The sequence below is a fragment of the Mesorhizobium sp. B2-3-14 genome, from assembly GCF_006442175.1.
Lineage (GTDB): Bacteria > Pseudomonadota > Alphaproteobacteria > Rhizobiales > Rhizobiaceae > Mesorhizobium > Mesorhizobium australicum.
The window spans coordinates 548978-569704 of record NZ_VFVP01000003.1; the positions used below are offsets into that span (position 1 = coordinate 548978).

The following is a 20727-nucleotide window of genomic DNA, read 5'->3' on the forward strand; positions in this document are numbered from 1 at the left end:
TAGTCAACGCCGGCCAAGAGGCTGTGCACCCATAGGGTTCCATCATGAAATATCTCTGGGATTCGGCGCTCGGCCTGCTGGTTGTCACCGGCGGCCTGCTGGGCCTGACGCTGCCCTTCGGCAAGCTCGCCACGGCGGCCGGCGCGCCGGCCATGGTCTGGGCCTTTGTCATCTCGCTCGGCGCTGGCGGCGTGCTTTTGTGCGTGCTCCTGGCGCATGGTCAGCGCATCCGGCTCACCCCGCACAAACTGCGCTATTTCTTCGTCACCGCGGCAGTGTCCTATGCCGTCCCCAATCTCCTGATGTTTTCGGCCATTCCGCATCTGGGCGCCGGCTACACCGGCATCATGTTCACGCTGTCGCCGGTGATCACATTGGTGTTTTCGATCCTGCTCGGCGTCCGGCGCCCCAACATGCTGAGCGTATCAGGCATCGCCGTCGGCTTCGTCGGCGCCGTCATGGTGGCGGTGACGCGCGGCGAGGCCGGCCAGCCGGCCGATCTGTTCTGGGTGATAATGGGACTGCTGATCCCGGTCAGCCTTGCCGCCGGCAACATCTACCGCACCATCGACTGGCCGGAAGGAACCGGTCCGATCGAACTCGCGGTCGGCAGCCATCTGGCGTCCGCGGCGATGCTGCTCGTCGGCATCCTGACCTTGCTCGGAGGCAAGGCCTTCGTCCAGCTTGGCGCCGTGCCGCTCATCGTCGTGGCGCAGATGGCCTCGGCATCGGCGATGTTTGCTTTCTTCTTCCGGCTGCAGGCGGTTGGCGGTCCGGTCTATCTCAGCCAGATCGGCTATGTCGCGGCAGCGGTCGGACTGTTTGCCGGCACGATCTTCCTTGGTGAACACTATCAACTGCTGACCTGGGTCGGCGCCGTCATCATCACCGCGGGCGTGTTCATCACCACCAAGGCGCAGAGCCAGAAAGCCTGAAGGCTTCGAGGCTCACGTCGCACTGCCGTCAGCATCAACGCCGGGCTCCGGCCCCGGCTGGCTGAGGATTGGCTGTTCAGACCGATCCCTTTTCCGCCAGCACCATGTAGTTGACGTCCATGTCCTTCGACCGCGCCCAGCGATCGGCAAGCGGATTGTAGGAGACGCCGGTGCGGTCGATGATGGTCAGGCCGGCGCCGCGCAGCGCCTTTTCCAGCTCTTCCGGGCGCACCAGCTTGCCGAATTGGTGGGTGCCGCGCGGCAGCCAGCGCAACACATATTCGGCGCCGATGATGGCGAGGCCGAGCGCCTTGAGCGTGCGGTTGATAGTGGCCACGAACATGATGCCGCCGGGTTTGACCATCTCGCCGCATTTGGCGACGAACAGGTCGATATCGGCGACATGTTCGACCACTTCCATGTTGAGGATGACATCGAATTTTTCACCGGCCTCGGCGAGATCTTCCGCCGTCGTGGCACGATAGTCGACGCTGACATTGCCCTCGGCGGCATGCAGTTTCGCCACTTCAATGTTTGTTTCGGACGCGTCCGCTCCGACCACCTCGGCACCGAGCCGCGCCATCGGCTCGCACAAAAGGCCACCACCGCAGCCGATGTCGAGGATGCGCAGGCCCTCGAACGGCCGCGCCGCCCGTGGGTCGCGGCCGAAGCGCGCCGCGATCTGGTCGCGGATATAGGAAAGCCGGACCGGATTGAATTTGTGCAGCGGACGAAACTTGCCGTTCGGGTTCCACCATTCGGCGGCAAGGGCGGAAAAGCGTTCCACCTCTCCGGCATCGATCGTCGATCGTCGGGGCTCAGGCATCGGTTGGTCTCCTCGGACGCTACAGCGCCGCGCGTCCTTCGGACGCGCAAAGGACGCTGTAGCACTTTGATTCTGCGCATGATCCCTTTCCGAAATCGAAGTCGATTTCGGGGTCATGCGCTAGGAAGTCGGGCGTGAGGCATCGAATGTCAAGGCAACATTTTCCTCTGCTGACAAAGTGGCTGGGCGATCAAAGGCCCGGCTTATTTCGTGTCCAGAACATCACGCAGCTTGGCCGCCAACTGCTCGATGGTGAACGGCTTGGCCAGGAAGTGCACGTCATGATCGAGCATGCCGTTGTGGACCACGGCATTCCTGGTGAAGCCGGTGGTGAAGACCACTCTCAGCTCGGGCTGGCGCGCGAGCGCTTCCTCGGCGAGCTTGCGGCCGTTCATCACCGGCATGACGATGTCGGTGAAAAGCAGGGCGATGCCTGGTGTCGCGGCGAGCTTCTGAAGGGCCTCCGGTCCGCTTCCCGCATGGATGACGATGTAGCCGAGTTCGCGCATGACACCCGTCGTGGAGGCCCGCACGCGGGGGTCATCCTCGACGACGAGGATCGTCTCGGTGACCTTGGCGGCGCTCTTGTCGCGCCCGACGGGCGCTGCCGGCTCCTCGGCTCCGAAAAACCGGGGCAGGTAGATCTTGATCGTCGTGCCTTCGCCGGGCTCGGAGTAGATCTTGACGTGGCCGCCCGATTGTTTGACGAAGCCGAACACTTGGCTCAGCCCAAGTCCCGTGCCCTTGTTGACCGGCTTGGTCGTGAAGAAGGGTTCGAAGGCCCTGGCGATGGTCTCGGGCGACATGCCCGCGCCGGTGTCGGTTACCGCGATCATCACATATTGGCCAGGCGTGACTTCGGCGTGCGTCGATGCATAGCCGTCGTCGAGGTGGCTGTTGACAGTCTCAATGGTCAGCTTGCCCTCATTGTCCATGGCGTCGCGGGAATTGACGGCCAGATTGAGGATCGCGTTCTCGATCTGGCTGGGATCGGCGTGGGTTTTCCACAGGCCGCCCGCTAATACTGTCTCGATGCGGATGCCTTCACCCAAGGTGCGGCGCAGAAGATCGGACATGCCGGTCAACAGCCCGTTGATGTCGACAACCTGCGGCGCCAGAGGCTGCAGGCGGGAGAAGGCAAGCAGGCGGGAGGTCAGGTTGGCGGCACGGCTGGCCGCGTCGGTCGCGGCCTCGACGAGTTTTTCGATGTCATGCTCGCCCCGCTTCAGCTTGCGCTGGGCAAGGTTCATGGCGCTGAGGATCACCGCCAGCATGTTGTTGAAGTCGTGGGCGATGCCGCCTGTCAGCTGTCCGACAGCCTCCATCTTCTGCATCTGGCGTATCTGGGATTCGGCCTTTTCACGCGTCTGGATCTCGTTGCCGAGTTCGATGTTCTTGCGCATCAGCTCTTGCTGGGCGACGACCACCTCGTGGAAGCGGCGACGGGATTGACGTATGGTGTAGGCGGCAAGCAGGAAAATCGCCAGCAACGCGGCCAGTGAGCCGATCCGCAGCCAGGCCTCGACCCGGTCGGTACGCTCGTCGCGCGCGGCCACCGCGGCGGCGCCGATGCGTCGGATTGTGTCCATGCTGGCCCGCATCTCGTCCATGGCGGCCTTGCCCTGGCCACTGCGGACCAGTTGCAGGGCCTTTGCCGCATCGCCTCGCTCGTAAAGAGCTATGGTTTCGGCCAGGTCGGCCTGCTGTTGCGAAAGCGCGTCCTTGATGTGGCCGATCTGCTGGGCGATCTGATCGTCGGGAGCGGTCGCGCTGTCGACCCGCGCCAATTGTCCCGGAATTGCCTCGACGGCCTTCCGGTAAGGCTCCAGATAGGATTTTTCACCGGTCAGCAGGTAGCCGCGCTGACCACTCTGGGCCTCCTGCGCCAATGAAAGCAGCCCGGAAAGCTGCTCCTGGTACTCGATTGTCTCACGTGCGGCGGCACGATTGGCCCTTTGGCTCTCGACGAGCACCGCACGGGTGCCGACGATCAGTGCCAGCACCGCAAAGCCCGCGACAAGCGGGAGCGATTGCAATCGCATGGCGCGCCGAAGCCGAGCAATCATCTGTTATGCCGAACCAAAAGCAATTTCCCGCGGGCAGCATTTGGTAAGCGGCGCCGGGCCGGAAGGCAATATGTCGTGCTGTTACGCAATCCGCCGTCAGCCTTGCGAAACCTTCCTCATTTGGCTATGGAGGCCGCGCATTCAGTGGCCGGCGGCAGCCGGGCGCTTTTCTTCCATTTTCGGCCGCGGGCCGGCTCCAGTCAAAGGCATTTCGCTTCCATGGCGCGTATCGTGATGAAATTCGGCGGGACCTCCGTCGCCGACATCGCTCGCATCCGCAACGTGGCACGTCACGTCAAACGCGAGGTCGACGCCGGTCACGAAGTGGCTGTGGTGGTTTCGGCGATGGCCGGCAAGACCAACGAGCTGGTCGGCTGGACCCGCGAGGCCTCACCGATGCACGATGCCCGCGAATATGACGCGGTCGTCGCTTCCGGCGAACAGGTCACGGCTGGCCTTCTCGCCATCACCTTGCAGAACATGGGCGTGCATGCGCGCTCCTGGCAGGGCTGGCAGATTCCGATCAAGACCGACAACGCGCATGGCGCGGCGCGCATCCTCGATATCGACGGCGCCTTCCTGGTCAAGCGCTTCGGCGAAGGCCAGGTGGCTGTCATCGCCGGTTTCCAGGGCATCGGGCCGGACAACCGCATCGCGACACTCGGACGTGGCGGCTCCGATACCAGCGCCGTGGCGATCGCCGCCGCGGTCAAGGCCGACCGCTGCGACATCTACACCGACGTCGATGGGGTCTACACCACCGACCCGCGCATCGAGCCCAAAGCGCGGCGGCTGGCCAAGATATCGTTCGAGGAAATGCTTGAAATGGCCTCGCTCGGCGCCAAGGTTCTGCAGGTGCGTTCGGTCGAGCTTGCCATGGTGCACAGGGTGCGTACCTTCGTGCGGTCGTCCTTCGACGATCCCGGTGCGCCCGGAATGGGGGATTTGCTCAATCCTCCGGGAACGCTCATTTGCGACGAGGAAGAGATCGTGGAACAGCAGGTCGTCACCGGAATTGCCTATGCCAAGGACGAGGCCCAGATTTCGCTGCGCCGCGTCGGCGACCGGCCGGGCGTCGCCGCCGGCATTTTCGGACCGCTGGCCGAGGCCAACATCAATGTCGACATGATCGTCCAGAACATTTCCGAGGACGGCAAGCTGACCGACATGACCTTCACCGTGCCGTCGGGCGATGTCGATAAGGCGCTGGCCGTGCTCGACCGGCTGAAAGCCGAGATCGGCTACGATGTCGTGCAGTCGGAAGCCGGCATGTCGAAGGTTTCGGTCATCGGCATCGGCATGAGGAGCCATGCGGGTGTCGCCGCCACCGCCTTCAAGGCGCTCGCCGACAAGGCGATCAACATCCGCGCCATCACCACCTCCGAGATCAAGATTTCGATACTGATCGACGGTCCCTATACGGAACTTGCGGTTCGCACTTTGCATTCCGTCTACGGTCTGGATAAGCAGTAGCAGGACTGAATCAGCTGTTGCGCACTTGCCGGGCGCGGCGGAAACTGCCCCGGCAAGAAGTCTATTGGAGAAGAAGCCGCGATGCGTGACACGGCCGTTGGCCCGCGCGTTTTGCTGAAACGGCTCCGCGAGCTCATGCAGGAGCCGCTGGAGCCGCAGGAGCGGCTCGACCGGATTGTGCGCGACATCGCCTCCAACATGGTCGCGGAAGTCTGCTCGCTCTACGTGCTGCGCGCCGATTCGGTGCTGGAGCTCTACGCCACCGAGGGTCTGAACCCGAACGCCGTCCACTTGGCGCAGCTGCGGCTAGGGCAAGGCCTGGTCGGCACCATTGCCGCGAGTGCCAGGCCGCTCAACCTGTCCAACGCGCAAGAACACCCGGCCTTCGCCTACCTGCCGGAGACCGGGGAGGAGATCTACAATTCCTTCCTCGGCGTGCCGGTGCTCAGGGCAGGGCGCACGCTGGGCGTCCTGGTCGTCCAGAACAAGACCATGCGCCACTACCGCGACGACGAGGTCGAGGCGCTGGAAACCACGGCCATGGTCATCGCAGAGATGATCGCCACCGGCGATCTGGCGCGGCTGACCCGGCCAGGCCTCGAACTCGACCTGCGCCGGCCTGTCAGCTTCACCGGCCTGTCCTTCAACGATGGCGTCGGGCTCGGTCACGTCGTGCTGCACGAGCCGCGTATCGTCGTCACCAATTTGTTCAACGAGGACAGCGAGGAAGAGGTCCGGCGGCTCGAAGCCTCGCTTGGTTCTCTGCGGCTTTCCATCGACGACATGCTGGAGCGCCGCGATGTCGCCTTCGAGGGCGAGCATCGCCAGGTGCTGGAAGCCTACCGCATGTTCGCCAACGACCGGGGCTGGGTACGCCGCCTGGAAGAGGCGATCCGTAACGGCCTGACGGCCGAGGCGGCGGTCGAAAAAGTTCAGAGCGACATGCGCGCCCGCATGCTGCACATGACCGATCCTTATCTGCGCGAGCGGATGAGCGATTTCGACGATCTTGCCAACCGGCTGTTGCGCCAGCTGATGGGACGTGGACCCGAGGATGTCGCGGCCTCGCTGCCCAAGGACGCCATCATCGTCGCCCGCTCGATGGGCGCTGCCGAACTGCTCGACTATCCTCGCGACAAGCTGCGCGGGCTGGTGCTGGAGGATGGCGCGGCGACCAGCCATGTCGTCATCGTCGCGCGCGCCATGGGCATTCCCGTCGCCGGACAGATGAAGGGCGCCGTTTCCATGGCGGAAAACGGCGATGCCATCATCGTCGACGGCGAGGAAGGCGCGATCCATCTGCGGCCGCAATCCGATCTTGAAGCCGCCTATGCCGAGAAGGTGCGGTTCCGGGCGCGCCGGCAGGAGGTCTACCGCGAACTGCGCAAGAAGCCGTCGACGACTCGGGACGGGGTCCAGGTCGACCTGCTGATGAATGCCGGGCTTGCCGTCGACCTGCCGCAGTTGGCGGAGGCGGGCGCCGCCGGCATTGGCCTGTTCCGCACGGAACTGCAGTTCATGGTCGCGTCGACCTTTCCGCGCGCCGAAGCCCAGGAAAAACTCTACCGCGACGTGCTCGAGGCAGCGCGCGGCAAGCCGGTCACCTTCCGCACCATCGACATTGGTGGCGACAAGGTGCTGCCCTATTTCAAGGGCGCGATCCAGGAAGAGAATCCGGCGCTCGGCTGGCGGGCGATCCGCCTGACGCTAGATCGGCCGGGCTTGCTGCGCACCCAGATCCGCGCCTTGCTCAAGGCCAGCGGCGGGCGCGAGCTCAAGCTGATGCTGCCGATGGTGACCGAGCTCGGCGAAATCGCCCAGGCGCGCGAAATCATCGACCGCGAGGTGCGGCATCTCTCACGCTTCGCCCATCACCTGCCGACCAGTCTCAAGCTGGGCGCCATGCTGGAAGTGCCGTCGCTGCTGTTCCAGCTCGACGAACTGATGAAGGCGGTCGACTTCGTCTCGGTCGGATCGAACGACCTGTTCCAGTTCGTCATGGCGGTCGACCGCGGCAACACGCAACTGGCCAACCGCTTCGATACGTTGTCGGCGCCGTTCCTGCGCGTGCTCAAGCAGATCGCCGACGCCGGCGCCCGCAATCACACGCCGGTCACCCTGTGCGGTGAACTCGCCGGCAAGCCGATCTCGGCGATGGCGCTGATCGGCCTCGGTTTCCGCTCGATCTCGATGTCGCCGGCCTCGATCGGTCCGGTCAAGGCCATGCTGACGGAGCTGCCGCTGGAGGAGCTGAAGGCTTTCTTCGACGACAATCTGATGGCGCCGGCGCAAGGGCTGCCGATGCGGGCGTTGCTGCAGGCCTTCGCCGACGACCGCTCGATCCCGTTGTAGCACCCTCATCATGGTCAATTTGCCCCGCGATCGTATGGATCAAGTCGTCAAGCGTTTCGAGATGCTCGAAGCGCAGATGTCGGCCGGGCCGGCACCGGATGCCTATGTGAGGATGGCATCGGAATATGCCGAGTTGCAGGAGATGGTGGCCAAGGTCAGGGAATTGCGCTCTGCCGAGCACGAGCAGGCCGACCTCGAAGCGATGCTCGCCGACAAGGGCACCGACGCCGAGATGCGGGCGCTTGCCGAGGCAGATCTGCCCGGTGTCGAGGAGCGCATCGAGACGCTGCAGAAAGACATCCAGATCCTGCTCCTGCCCAAGGATGCCGCCGACGACAAGAACGCCATTCTTGAAATCCGCGCCGGCACCGGCGGCGATGAGGCGGCACTCTTCGCCGGCGACCTGTTTCGCATGTATGAGCGCTATGCCGCCGAACGCGGCTGGCGGTTCGAAACGGTATCGGCCAGCGACGGCGATGCCGGCGGCTTCAAGGAAATCATCGCCACGATCTCCGGTAAAGGTGTGTTCGCCCACCTGAAATTCGAATCCGGGGTGCATCGCGTCCAGCGCGTGCCGGCCACCGAGGCCAGCGGGCGCATCCACACGTCAGCCGCCACAGTCGCCGTGCTGCCGGAAGCCGAAGAGGTCGACATCGACATCAGGGCCGAGGACATCCGCATCGACACGATGCGTGCCTCCGGGTCCGGCGGCCAGCACGTCAACACCACCGATTCCGCGGTCCGCATCACCCATCTGCCGACCGGCATCATGGTGGTGCAAGCGGAGAAGTCGCAGCACCAGAACCGGGCCAAGGCCATGCAGATCCTGCGCGCCCGGCTCTATGACATGGAGCGCAGCAAGGCGGATGAGGAGCGTTCCGAGTCGCGCAAGTCGCAGGTCGGTTCCGGCGACCGCTCCGAGCGCATCCGCACCTACAATTTTCCGCAGGGCCGGGTCACCGACCATCGCATCAACTTGACGCTCTACAAACTCGACCGGGTGATGATGGGTGAACTCGACGAAATCGTCGACGCACTGATCGCCGATCATCAGTCGAAGCTGCTGGCCGATATCGGCATCGATGGCTGACCATCCGCCCGCGGCGCTGGGGTCGCTGCTGCGGGAAGCGCGGACCCGGCTTGCCGCAGCCGGCATCGATGATCCCGCGCTCGATGCGAGGCTGATCGTCGAGCACTATTCCGGCACGACGCGCACCCAGGCGATCGCCGACCCGGAGTGCAAGATCGACGGGAACGCCATCGCCGCGATCGACGGCGCCTTGAGACGGCGAGCCCGTGGCGAGCCGGTGCATCGCATCCTCGGCTATCGCGAGTTCTACGGTTTGCGCTTGTCGCTGTCGCCGGAGACGCTGGAGCCGCGACCGGACACCGAAACGCTGGTCGAGGCGGTGCTGCCCTTCGTCAAGGCAATGGCCACGCGGGAGGGCACATGCCGCATCCTCGATCTCGGCACCGGAACGGGCGCGATCGCCCTGGCGCTGCTGAGCGTCGTGCCGGCCGCGACCGCCACCGGTGTCGACATCTCCGCCGGCGCTCTGGCCACGGCGGCCCGCAATGCCGGGCAATTCGGCCTCGGCGGCCGGTTCACGGCGGTTCAGTCGGACTGGTTTAAAAAAGTTTCCGGCCGGTACCATGTAATTGCCGCAAACCCTCCCTATATACCAACACAAGAGATTGGAAATCTGCAGGACGAAGTCCGCGATTTCGACCCGCGCCTTGCCCTTGATGGCGGTGTGGATGGGCTGAACCCCTACAGGATCATCGCCGCCGAGGCGGCAAGGTTTCTGGAAGCCGAAGGCAGGATTGCGGTCGAGATCGGCCACACGCAAAGCAACGAAGTCAACGATATATTTCGCGCGGCCGGTTACGCGGCTGGCGAGGTGTTTGGCGATCTCGGCGGAAACGACAGGGTTCTTGTTTTTCAACGAGCAACGTCTTGACGCAGTGCAAAAAAAGCGCTTGGCAATACCGGGGAATGCGGCTAGGGTCGCCTAACCGGATGAGACGAAGCAGGCAGTGCTCTTAGCGATTCGGTTTTTCCTTGGAAATAGCTGCCTTCTTGCGCAAACGACGCCCAAGCTTCGTGCGGGAATCGTCCGGCAAGTGATGTAACCGGAAACAGGATGACACGTGGCGCCAACGCAATCGATGCGGGCGAACGCCGGTGAAGAAACGAAACGGCTGGCTGCATGAGCGCCTCCGTTCGTGAAGAGTTTTTCAAAATTTCAAGATGAAGAGAGTCGAATGAGGCCACAACAGCAGAACAGGCGCATGCGCGGTCGCAACAACAATGGCGGCGGCGGTGGCAATAACAATAACAACAACAATAACAACAACCGCAAGGGGCCGAATCCGCTTACGCGCAATTACGAGAGCAACGGCCCGGACGTGAAAATCCGTGGATCGGCTCAGCAGATTGCCGAAAAATACGCCACGCTTGCCCGTGACTCGCACAGCTCCGGCGACCGGGTGATGGCGGAGAACTACCTCCAGCACGCTGAACACTACAATCGCATCATTGCCGCCGCGCAGGCGCAGATGCCGATCCAGAACGTCCAGCAGGCACGCGACGAGTTCGACGAGGACGGCGATGACGATCGCGACGAGTTCGAAAATGCCGGCAACAGTGGGGCGGGCAACAGTGGGGCCGGCAATAGCAGCGGCAATGCCGGTTCCGATCCACAGCTTCCCCTGATCAACCATGGCGCAGGTCCGCAGCCGGTGATCGAGGGCATGCCGGCGGAGGTTGCGCTGAACCGGGAAAACGGTCGCGACAATCGCGACAATAGCGGGCGCGACAACAGCGGGCGCGACAATAACGGTCGCAACAATGGCGGCCGCGACAACGGTGGCGGGCGCCATCGCGATCGCCGCCCCAATGGCGGCTACGGCCAGCGCGACTACGCTTCACCCGAACAGGGCGGACAGCAACAGCGCAACGAGGCCCCGGGGCAGACGGAAGTCCAGGCAGAGGCCGCTTCGCCGCCCGAGACGGTCGCGGCGGCCGAGCCGGCTCCACGGTTCGAGAATTTTTCACCGGCAGGTCTGGCCGCCCAGGCCGAACTCAATGAGGCGGCCGCCGAAAGCGGTGCTGCCCGCCGTCCACGGCGTCCGCGCCGTCCGCGCACCAATGCCGATCAGGTCGAGAGCGGCAGCGAAAATGGGAATGCGGCCGAGACAGCGGCGGCTCCGGTCGACAGCGGCGGTGCCGAACCCGTGGTTTCCGACATCGACAACTGAGCGAACGGCATTCAAGGCCTTGAGCGGCGGAGAGAAATCTCCGCCGTTTTCGTTTGGGCTGACGTGGAATATTATGCACCTGCCATATTGCGACATCTTGAGGGGCAAGGGTCCATGCACCATATCTGGCCTGAACAGGATCCGGCTCGAATGGGCGGGTCCGTCACCGCAATCTGATCCGGTGCCGCAAAGCGGGCCGGTGATGGAAGGAGACAAATATGAACCTTGAGAAATACTCAGAGCGCGTGCGCGGCTTTATCCAGTCCGCGCAGACCATGGCGCTCTCGCGCAACCACCAGCAATTCACCCCCGAACACATTCTGAAAGTCCTCGTCGACGATGACGAAGGCTTGGCCGCGTCGTTGATCGAGCGCGCCGGCGGCAATGTCCGCGATGTCAAGCTCGGCGTCGAGACGGCGCTCGAGGCGATGCCCAAGGTGGAGGGCGGCAATGGCCAGCTCTATCTGGCACAGCCGCTGGCCAAAGTGTTCTCGACCGCCGAAGACCTGGCCAAGAAGGCCGGCGACAGCTTTGTCACCGTCGAGCGGCTGCTGCAGGCGCTTGCCATGGAGAAATCGGCCAAGACCGCCGAAATCCTGGCCAAGGCCGGTGTCACCGCGCAGGCGCTGAACCAGGTCATCAACGACGTCCGCAAGGGCCGCACCGCCGATTCGGCGAGTGCCGAACAGGGCTATGACGCGCTGAAGAAATACGCACGCGACCTCACCGCGGACGCACGCGCGGGCAAGCTCGACCCCGTGATTGGCCGCGACGACGAGATTCGACGCACCATCCAGGTGCTGTCGCGCCGCACCAAGAACAACCCGGTGCTGATCGGCGAGCCGGGCGTCGGCAAGACGGCGATCGCCGAAGGGCTGGCGCTGCGCATCGTCAATGGCGACGTGCCGGAATCGCTGAAGGACAAGCAGTTGATGGCGCTCGACATGGGCGCGCTGATTGCCGGTGCCAAATATCGCGGCGAATTCGAGGAGCGGCTGAAGGCTGTGCTTTCGGAGGTCACTTCGGCCAGTGGCAACATCATCCTGTTCATCGATGAGATGCACACGCTGGTCGGCGCCGGCAAGGCCGATGGCGCCATGGATGCGTCGAATCTCCTGAAGCCCGCGCTGGCGCGCGGCGAACTGCACTGCGTCGGCGCCACCACGCTGGATGAATACAGGAAGCATGTCGAGAAGGATCCCGCCCTTGCCCGCCGTTTCCAGCCCGTCTTCGTCGACGAGCCGACAGTGGAGGACACGGTCTCGATCCTGCGCGGCCTGAAGGAGAAATACGAGCAGCACCACAAGGTGCGTATCTCCGATTCGGCACTGGTGGCGGCGGCGACATTGTCCAACCGCTACATCGCCGACCGCTTCCTGCCGGACAAGGCGATCGACCTCGTCGACGAAGCCGCCTCGCGGCTCAGGATGCAGGTCGATTCCAAGCCCGAAGCACTGGACGAGATCGACCGCCGCATCATGCAGCTCAAGATTGAACGCGAAGCGTTGAAGGTCGAGACGGACGATGCCTCGAAGGACCGGCTCGCCCGCCTGGAAAAGGAACTTGTCGGCCTGGAAGAGGAATCGACAGAGATCACCGCGAAGTGGCAGGCCGAGAAGCAGAAGCTCGGGCTAGCGGCCGACTTGAAGAAGCATCTCGACGAAGCGCGCAACGACCTTGCCATTGCCCAGCGCAAGGGTGAGTTCCAGCGGGCCGGCGAGCTTGCCTATGGCAAGATCCCGGAACTGGAAAAGAAGCTGAAGGAGGCCGAAGCCCAGGACGGAAAGGCCGGCATGGTCGAGGAAGTGGTCACGCCCGACCACGTCGCCCATATCGTGTCGCGCTGGACCGGCATTCCGGTGGACAAGATGCTGCAGGGCGAGCGTGACAAGCTGCTGCGCATGGAAGACGAGATCGGCAAGCGTGTCGTCGGCCAGGGCGAAGCGGTGCAGGCCGTTTCCAAGGCGGTGCGGCGTGCCCGTGCGGGCCTTCAGGATCCGAACCGGCCGATCGGCTCGTTCATGTTCCTCGGGCCTACCGGCGTCGGCAAGACGGAACTGACCAAGGCTTTGGCCAATTTCCTGTTCGACGATGAGACGGCGCTGGCGCGCATCGACATGTCCGAATACATGGAGAAGCACTCCGTCGCCCGGCTGATCGGCGCGCCTCCCGGCTATGTCGGCTATGAGGAAGGCGGTGCGCTGACCGAAGCGGTGCGGCGCCGGCCCTATCAGGTCGTGCTGTTCGACGAGATCGAAAAGGCGCATCCGGATGTCTTCAACGTGCTGTTGCAGGTGCTCGATGACGGCCGGCTCACCGACGGGCAGGGCCGCACCGTCGACTTCCGCAACACACTGATCATCATGACGTCGAACCTGGGAGCCGAATATCTCGTCAATCTCGGCGAGGACCAGGATGTCGATGCCGTACGAGACGAAGTGATGGGCGTGGTCAGGGCATCGTTCCGGCCGGAGTTCCTCAATCGCGTCGACGAGGTGATCCTGTTCCACCGGCTGCGCCGCAAGGACATGGACCGTATCGTCGAGATCCAGCTCAAGCGGCTCGAGAGCTTGCTGACGGATCGCAAGATCACGCTGTCGCTGGATCCCGAGGCGATCGAGTGGCTGGCGGCCAAGGGTTACGACCCCGCTTATGGTGCCCGGCCGCTGAAGCGGGTGATGCAGAAGGAACTGCAGGATCCGCTGGCGGAAAAGATCCTTCTCGGCGAGATCCTGGACGGCTCGACGGTCAAGGTCACGGCCGGTTCCGACCGGCTGAATTTCCGCTCCAAGCCGGCGATCGTCGCGGCCGAGGTTGCGGCCTGATTCAGACGCCGCGCGTCCACCGGACGCGCGGCGTTTTCATGCAATTGGCGGGGGATTGATGACGCTGGACGATTACAACGGCTTCTGCGCTTCGCTGCCTGCAACGAACCACGTGGTGCAATGGGGCGGCGCCCATGTCTGGAAGGTCGGGACCAAGGTGTTTGCGATCGGTGGCTGGGATCAGGGTCGGCAGCTCTTCGTCACCTTCAAATGCTCCGACATCGCCTATGACGTGCTCAAGGAGCAGCCCGGCCTGCGCCCCGCGCCCTATCTTGCCTCCCGCGGCATGAAGTGGATCCAGCGTCAGACAAGCCAGAGCATGGATGATGGTGCGCTGGAGGACTATCTGCGCGAGAGCCACCGCCTTGTTGCCCTTAAGCTGACGAAGCAGGCGCGCAAGGAATTGGGGCTTGGCGCAAGCTAGCCAATATTCCCCGAGGCGCCGGAAAACCGCCATCTTCATGCCCGGTTCATGTTGGAACCATATGGTGGGTAACTGGTTTGCTGGCGAAGGGTTCGCCGAACTGAACAATGCCGGGCGGCGGCACATACGGACCGGAGAGTTTCGCACGATGCTGCGCATTATCTTCACCCTTTCGGCGCTTGCCGCGGGACTGGTGTTTTCCAATGCGTTCGCCGCGCCGACGCATGACGGTGCCGCCCAGCCTGTCCGCACGTCCGGGAGCGGCGGCATTCTGCTCGCCCAGGACGGCAATCTCGACATTTATTACGACGCCAGGGGCAATCGCGTCATCGTCGATTCGGATACCGGCAAGGTGATCGCCATCCAGCCGCCGCAGACACGGCTCGACCGGCGGGCGCTGCGCCGCGAGAGCCGGATGCGTGAACTTGGCCGCGCACCCGCCGACGATGACCGCTACTATCTCGACGACCCCCAGGACATGGCCCGCTTCCGCCGCAGACAGCTGGAAGAGGAAGGCCGGGTCATTCCACCGCCCGCCGACGAATACGATCCTGACGGAAGTGGTTCAGTCGATGCCTATCCGCCGGCACCGCGGGACGACGGCAGTTACGACAGCAATTATCCCGACGCGCCGCAGCCGGGTACAATCAAGCGCCAACCGCTGAACGAGGCGTCGATAGACCCCGTTCGACCGGCAGACCCGACGGACCAGGCAGCGCCCTCGGACCAGGCGGCATTGCCGCCAAAGGCCGGCGGCAAGACGTCGGTTGATCCGTCGCTTTCGTTGGGCGCACGCCAGGATGTCGCGGCGCTGCAGGTGCTGCTCGACCGGGGCGGGGCTTCGCCTGGCGTCATCGACGGGCGCTTCGGTTCGAATGTCGACAAGGCGCTGGCGGCCTACAATCAGATCAACGGCAGCAGCCTCAAATCGACCGATTCGGTCGGCATCCAGGCCGCATTGTCGCAGTCCGGTGGCGACGCGTTCGCCAACTACACCATCACCGCGGAGGATGCGGCCGGCCCCTATGTCGCGTCGATCCCGGAAGACTACAGCCAGAAGGCGCAACTCGACCGCATGGGCTTCACCTCCGTCACCGAAGCGCTGGCCGAGCGCTTCCACATGGACGAGAACTATCTCAAGGCGCTCAATCCGGACGCCAACTTCAATCGTCCCGGCACGATCATCAAGGTCGCGAATTTCGGCAAACTGGTTTCTACCCCCGTCACCCGCATCGTCGCCGACAAGGGCAAGAAGGAAGTCTTTGCCTATGACGGGTCGGGCAAGCTGGTCGCGGCCTACCCCGCCACCATCGGCTCATCGGACACGCCATCCCCGACTGGCATCCATGCCGTGTCGCGTGTCGCGCTCGATCCGAACTACACCTACAACCCCAACATCAACTTCAAGCAGGGCGAGAACAACAAGATCCTGACCATTCCGCCTGGGCCGAATGGCCCGGTCGGATCGGTGTGGATCGCCCTGGACAAGCCGACTTACGGCATCCACGGCACGCCGGAGCCCTCGAAGATAGGCAAGACCGAGAGCCATGGCTGCGTGCGCCTGACCAATTGGGACGCGCGTGAATTGGCCAAGCTGGTCTCGCCGGGCGTGCCGGTGGAGTTCGTCGAGTAGGTATGTCGATATTCAGGCGATGCCGGCCTGACCTGAATCTCAACATAAATCTCAACCAATGATCCTGCGCACCCACTTCACATTCGGCGTTGCCGCGTAGATCAACTGCACCACCAGAATGAAGCCTACGCTCGCCAACGGGGTGATCAGGCAAAGTGCGGCGCCGACGGCCCACAGGATCTGCGCCTTGACGATGCGCAGGTAGACCGTGCGTTTCGTTTCCGCATCGACGTCCTCCGCGACAAGGCCGCTTTTCTCCGCATACCGCCAACTGACGAACAGCGTGATGCCGAGCATCAAGAGGTTGAGCCAGTAAACCAGCACCGCGGTCCTGAATTCCAGAAAATCGGCCAGAAGGTCGGTCGAGAACGGCAAGAGCGCGATGAAGGCGAGAAAGCAGAGGTTCAGCGTGGCCAGCCGTCTGTCGGATTTGGCGATCAGACCATGCTGGGCCTGCTGGCCGAACCAGAAGATGGTCAGGGTCAGAAAGCTCAAGGCATAGGTGAGGAAGCGTGGCGCGAGTGCCGCGATGGCGGCGAGCAGATCATATTCGGAGTGGATCGCCTCATGCGCCGGCACCCTGATCTCGAGCACGATCAGGGTGAGCGCGATTGCGAACACGCCATCAGTGATACCGACAATACGGCCGCGCCCCTCAACCGATGCTTCGAGCGGACGCTTCATCGATTTCTCCTGCCCGCGGGTCCTGGAAAACCTAAAGCGCGTCTCGTCGAAACGGATTCATGCGACGCGCTTTAAATCTTGCCTGATGCATGTCGTTGTCGCAAAAGCCGAGGTCACTTTTGCGCGACATGCATTAGCATGACTGCCGCGGTTTGCATCGGGGCAGATGCAATCCCTGGCAATATGGCTGGTTTCAAGGACAACAAGCCGCTGGCCGGTTGTTGCCGCCGCGCCGACGGTCTAATGAGGGTGGCATGCATGCGCCCAATCAAGCCGCCGCCGTTCCGCTGACCGCTCCGGTCGCGAACGGCACGTTCTGCCCGCAATCGCAGCGGCGTTATGTGTTGATCGCGGCGATCCTGGCCTCGGCGCTCGGCTTCATCGACGGATCGATCCTGGCGATAGCCATGCCGGCGATCCGCGTCGACCTCGGCGCCAGCCTTGCCGAGGCGCAGTGGATTTCCAATGCCTATGCGCTGACACTCTCAGCGCTGATCCTTGCCGGCGGTGCCGCAGGCGATCGGTTCGGGCTGCGCCATGCTTTCGTGGCCGGCATTGCGCTGTTCGTCGTGACCTCGCTTGCCTGCGCGCTGGCGCCGAACGCTGTCGTGCTGATCGCATTTCGCGCGCTCCAGGGCATCGGCGCCGCGATCATGGTGCCGGGCAGTCTCGCCATTATCGCCAAGGCCTATCCGAAGAAGGAACGCGGCAGGGCGATCGGCATCTGGGCGGCGGCCTCGGCGCTGACCACCGCTCTCGGCCCCGTGCTCGGTGGCCTGGTGCTGTCGGCCTTCGGCGGCGGCATCTGGCGGGCGATCTTTGCCGTCAATCTGCCGCTCGGCCTGGTCTCGATCTATCTGCTGCTCGCCAAAATTCCGGCCGATGCGCCGACGGAGAAACGCAGTCTTGACCTTGCCGGCGGGGCGCTTGCGACTCTGGCCTTCGGCGCGCTTGCCTATGGGCTGACTTCAATGAGCGCCAGCGGCGGGAGCCACATGGCCGGTCCAAGCATTGCCGCCGGCGCCGTGCTGCTTGTCGTCTTCATCCTCTTCGAGCGGCGGCAGCGCGAGCCGATGATAGATCTCAGCCTGTTTCGCATCGGTGCTTTCGCCGGCGCCAACGTCGCGACGTTCTTTCTCTATTTCGCACTGTCAGCCAATCTTTTTTATCTGCCGATGCTGCTGATCGCAGGCTGGGGACTGAGCACCGCCGAGGTCGGCTTCATCTTCCTGCCGCTGTCGGCGGCGATCGCGCTTCTGTCGGGGCCCGTCGGCAAGCTGTCGGACCGGATCGGGTCCCGTTTTCCCATTGCCTGCGGCAGCCTGATCGTGGCGGTTGCCTTCGCCGGGCTGGCCTTGCTCGCCTATGCCGGCTTTCACCATTTCTGGACCGGCATCTTCCCCTTGATGGCGCTGATGGGGCTTGGCATGGCGTTGGTCGTATCGCCATTGTCCACCGCCATCATGACGGCGGTGGAAGACAAGGACACCGGCGCGGCTTCCGGCATCAACAACGCCGTCTCACGCATCGGCGGTTTGATCGCGGTGGCAGCGATGGGGTCGCTCGCTGCCTGGATTTACGCCAATGGCCTGGAGGTAAATGCCGCGCCCGGCGTGCCTGGCTTCGGCGAACCGCCACCGGCAGGACTTTCGCCGGCACTCGATGCGGCGAGGATCGCCGCCAGCGACGCAGCCTTTTCCGCCATCTCCTTGGTGACGGCGCTGCTATGCCTGCTTTCCGCTGTCATTGCCGGGATGACGATTTCGGGCGAAGCGCTGCCGTGGTCGCGGCGCGCCGAACCTCGGCAGGGCGAAGGCTGAGTCTCAGCCTTCGATCTTGGCGCTGGCGACCTTCAGCGAATTGCCATCTTCCTGTTTCAGCAGATCGTCGATGCGCTCGCGCTCGCGCTTGAAGGCGACGAGATCGTCGCCCTTCAGCACCTTGCCGACCGGTAGACGGACGCGCATCGGATCGACTTTGGTGCCATTGACGATCAACTCGTAGTGCAGGTGCGGGCCTGTGGCCAGGCCGGTCTGGCCGAGATAGCCGATAGTCTGGCCCTGACGCACATGCATGCCCGGCTCCATACCTTTGGCAAAGGCACTCTGGTGATTGTACGAAGTCTCGTAGCCATTGGCATGGCGAATGATGATCTGCTTGCCATAGCCGCCGGCCCAGCCGACCTTCTCGATGACGCCATTGCCGGCGGCGATGATCGGCGTGCCGATCGGGGCTGCCCAGTCGACGCCTGTGTGCATGCGGACATAGCCGAGGATCGGATGCTTGCGGGCGCCGAAGCCGGAGCGGAACTTTCCGGCGGGCAGCGGATTGCGCAGCAGGAACTGCTGGGCGCTCGAGCCGTCTTCGTCGAAATAGTCCGTGCTGCCATCCTGCATCTGGAAGCGGTAGAAATTGCGCGTCGTGCCGCCGAAGGTCGCCGAGACATAGAGAAGCTCGGAATTGTCCGAGGTCTGGTCGTCGCCATCAGGCTGCGAGAACAGCACTTCAAGGCGGTCGGAGGGATTGAGGCGGGACTGGAAATCGACATCGGATGCCAGGAGCTTGATCAGCCGCTGGGTCATCACCTTGGACATGCCGTAGGAATAGGCGGCGCGGTAGATGCCGTCATAGACGTTGGGCAGATTGCCGCGCACCACCACCGGCGCCGACGAATCGTCGAACGCGGTCAGCAATTCGGGATTGGGCTCAGGCTCCTGGGCCGGCACGTACTGGCCGCGGTCGTCGAGCGCGATGGTGACGATATGCGTGGTCTTGTCATAGACGCTTGTGCGCACGACCTTGGCGGCATCGCCGTGGACCTCGAGGCCAACACGCAGCACGGTACCTGCCTTGAGCGCCGGCGCGTTGAGCAACTTGGCGATCGCTTCGGCCATGCCGGTGGCATCATCGCCCGTGTAGCCCGAATCGGCGAAAGCCTCCGTGAGGTTGGTGTCCTTGGTGAAGGGGATGATTTCCTCGGCGAAAGCCGGTGCCTGGTCGTCCGCGTTGGCGCGTGGCGATACGGAGACATTTTCCGGCACGATCTTCACATCGTAAGAGCCGGCCATGCTCTCGGCAAAGGCTTCGCCGAATCGCTGCGGATCGACATAATGAAGCGAAGCCACCTGCACGGCGCCGTCGCTGAGGTCGGTGCCGGCTTCGCGTACCACTTTTTCGACTTCGTCGGCCGACAGGTCGCTCTTCTCGTCGAAGGAAGCCGTCGCGATGGGGAAATCCACGGTCTTCAGGCTCATTTCGCTTTCGACCTTGGCGCCGTAGATCTGGCCAGAGGCGGCCGACGCTGTCGCCGGCTGCGCCGATGTATCGTCGCCGTCGTCGCCGAACACCTGCATCGGGTCGAAAGGGGGGTAGGCCCGGCTGGTGGTGTGGCCTGCTGCGAGTGCCATCTTGATCTGCACGAAAGGCATGGTGTGGATGACATCGCGGTCGCCGACCTTGGTGACCATCGACACTTCCATGCGGCGGCGATCCTTTGCCTTGGCGATCTGGCGCGGCGCCACCAGCCTGGTGGTCTTTGCCACTTCGCCGGAATCGCCGTTGCTGGCAAGGCCGATCAGTTCGGCGATCTCGGGTGGGGTCGCCAGTTGCTGGCGACCATCGAGAGCGGCGAACAGCGCGACGCCCATCAGCACGCTCGAGGTTACACCGGTGAGGAATGTTCCCGACAGCCAGCGCGCAGAAACCTCACGCCGATCGGGCGGGCCGCTGCGGCCGTCCGCGATAAGCGGCGGCTCATTGCCGAGTTCGGCTATGACATCTTCCGTATCTGGCATCCAGAAAGGCTGCTTCTTCCCCGGGCGGAACGGCTTGTCGCTTTTGTTGTGGCCATGACATTTGCCTGTCACGGCAGGTTAAGTCAACGAAGCCTCAGGCCCCGGTCGAATTCCCCTCGTGCACTTCTCTCTTATAGAGCACTTCTAAAAGCGGGCGGTGTGCCTTCATCCACAAGGCTCTCGCGCACGCCCTCACGGCGCTCTTGGAAGAGGGCGTTGCACGGCTGTGCTCGCGCCCTCTTTTGCTGGCCCTGGTGTCGAACGGCAATGCGGCGGCAATAGGGCTCCTTCGTGGCGTCCTCCTCCTGTTGTCCCTGTTCCCCTGGGGCAGCCGGCTATCGACAAAGCGCGCCCGAAATTTCTGTCGCAAAAAGTTCAAAAACATTTGGGAACGGTGTTGACAGTTTTGGTTGGTGGCGACTATATACGCCTCACGAACGAGGGCGGTGCGCCG

Annotated in this window: 14 protein-coding genes; 10 read left to right on the forward strand and 4 right to left on the reverse strand. The window is 63.5% G+C overall.

Going from position 1 to position 20727, the window contains the following annotated elements; all coding sequences use genetic code 11:
• The first annotated feature begins 44 nt into the window (after positions 1 to 44).
• Positions 45 to 935, forward strand: coding sequence for a DMT family transporter (locus FJ950_RS11565; RefSeq protein WP_140616868.1), 891 nt, complete (start codon positions 45 to 47; stop codon positions 933 to 935).
• A gap of 76 nt (positions 936 to 1011) precedes the next feature.
• On the opposite strand, the gene ubiG is transcribed toward FJ950_RS11565, so the two are convergent.
• Positions 1012 to 1761: a bifunctional 2-polyprenyl-6-hydroxyphenol methylase/3-demethylubiquinol 3-O-methyltransferase UbiG gene (gene ubiG / locus FJ950_RS11570; protein ID WP_140616869.1), complete on the reverse strand. Its 750-nt coding sequence runs from the start codon at positions 1759 to 1761 to the stop codon at positions 1012 to 1014.
• Positions 1762 to 1964: 203 nt separating this feature from the next.
• Positions 1965 to 3803 (reverse strand): CHASE3 domain-containing protein, encoded by a 1839-nt coding sequence (locus tag FJ950_RS11575; protein WP_140616870.1) that lies wholly within the window; start codon positions 3801 to 3803, stop codon positions 1965 to 1967.
• Positions 3804 to 4046: 243 nt separating this feature from the next.
• Here FJ950_RS11575 and FJ950_RS11580 point away from each other — a divergent pair, with 243 nt between their 5' ends.
• The 8 genes from FJ950_RS11580 (at position 4047) to FJ950_RS11615 (ending at position 15795) form a co-directional block, all read left to right on the forward strand.
• On the forward strand, positions 4047 to 5300 hold the full coding sequence (locus FJ950_RS11580) for an aspartate kinase (protein ID WP_140616871.1): 1254 nt from the start codon (positions 4047 to 4049) through the stop codon (positions 5298 to 5300).
• An 81-nt stretch (positions 5301 to 5381) separates the two neighbouring features.
• Positions 5382 to 7652 (forward strand): phosphoenolpyruvate--protein phosphotransferase, encoded by a 2271-nt coding sequence (gene ptsP, locus FJ950_RS11585; protein ID WP_015315601.1) that lies wholly within the window; start codon positions 5382 to 5384, stop codon positions 7650 to 7652.
• A 10-nt stretch (positions 7653 to 7662) separates the two neighbouring features.
• On the forward strand, positions 7663 to 8742 hold the full coding sequence (gene prfA, locus FJ950_RS11590) for a peptide chain release factor 1 (RefSeq protein ID WP_140616872.1): 1080 nt from the start codon (positions 7663 to 7665) through the stop codon (positions 8740 to 8742).
• The gene (gene prmC, locus FJ950_RS11595) at positions 8735 to 9613 is read left to right on the forward strand and encodes a peptide chain release factor N(5)-glutamine methyltransferase (RefSeq protein ID WP_140616873.1); all 879 of its coding nucleotides are present in this window, start codon (positions 8735 to 8737) and stop codon (positions 9611 to 9613) included. The genes prfA and prmC overlap by 8 nt, the downstream gene beginning before the upstream one ends.
• A 304-nt stretch (positions 9614 to 9917) precedes the next feature.
• Positions 9918 to 10913: a DUF4167 domain-containing protein gene (locus FJ950_RS11600; RefSeq protein ID WP_140616874.1), complete on the forward strand. Its 996-nt coding sequence runs from the start codon at positions 9918 to 9920 to the stop codon at positions 10911 to 10913.
• Between the two features lie 218 nt (positions 10914 to 11131).
• A complete protein-coding gene (clpB, locus tag FJ950_RS11605; protein WP_140616875.1) occupies positions 11132 to 13738 on the forward strand; it encodes an ATP-dependent chaperone ClpB in 2607 nt (868 codons plus the stop codon).
• 58 nt (positions 13739 to 13796) lie between these two features.
• Positions 13797 to 14162, forward strand: a complete 366-nt coding sequence (locus FJ950_RS11610; protein WP_015315606.1) for an MmcQ/YjbR family DNA-binding protein — start codon at positions 13797 to 13799, stop codon at positions 14160 to 14162.
• Between the two features lie 148 nt (positions 14163 to 14310).
• Entirely contained in the window at positions 14311 to 15795 is a 1485-nt protein-coding gene (locus tag FJ950_RS11615; protein WP_140616876.1) for a L,D-transpeptidase family protein, read from the forward strand.
• Positions 15796 to 15846: 51 nt separating this feature from the next.
• Here the strand turns inward: FJ950_RS11615 and FJ950_RS11620 are convergent, their stop codons facing one another.
• Positions 15847 to 16479: a TMEM175 family protein gene (locus FJ950_RS11620; protein WP_140616877.1), complete on the reverse strand. Its 633-nt coding sequence runs from the start codon at positions 16477 to 16479 to the stop codon at positions 15847 to 15849.
• Positions 16480 to 16733: 254 nt separating this feature from the next.
• Here FJ950_RS11620 and FJ950_RS11625 point away from each other — a divergent pair, with 254 nt between their 5' ends.
• Positions 16734 to 18299: an MFS transporter gene (locus FJ950_RS11625; RefSeq protein ID WP_140616878.1), complete on the forward strand. Its 1566-nt coding sequence runs from the start codon at positions 16734 to 16736 to the stop codon at positions 18297 to 18299.
• Between the two features lie 3 nt (positions 18300 to 18302).
• Here the strand turns inward: FJ950_RS11625 and FJ950_RS11630 are convergent, their stop codons facing one another.
• Positions 18303 to 20273 carry a M23 family metallopeptidase gene (locus tag FJ950_RS11630; RefSeq protein WP_181171172.1) on the reverse strand — a complete coding sequence of 657 codons (1971 nt, stop codon included), beginning with the start codon at positions 20271 to 20273 and terminating at the stop codon, positions 18303 to 18305.
• Positions 20274 to 20727: the final 454 nt, after the last annotated feature.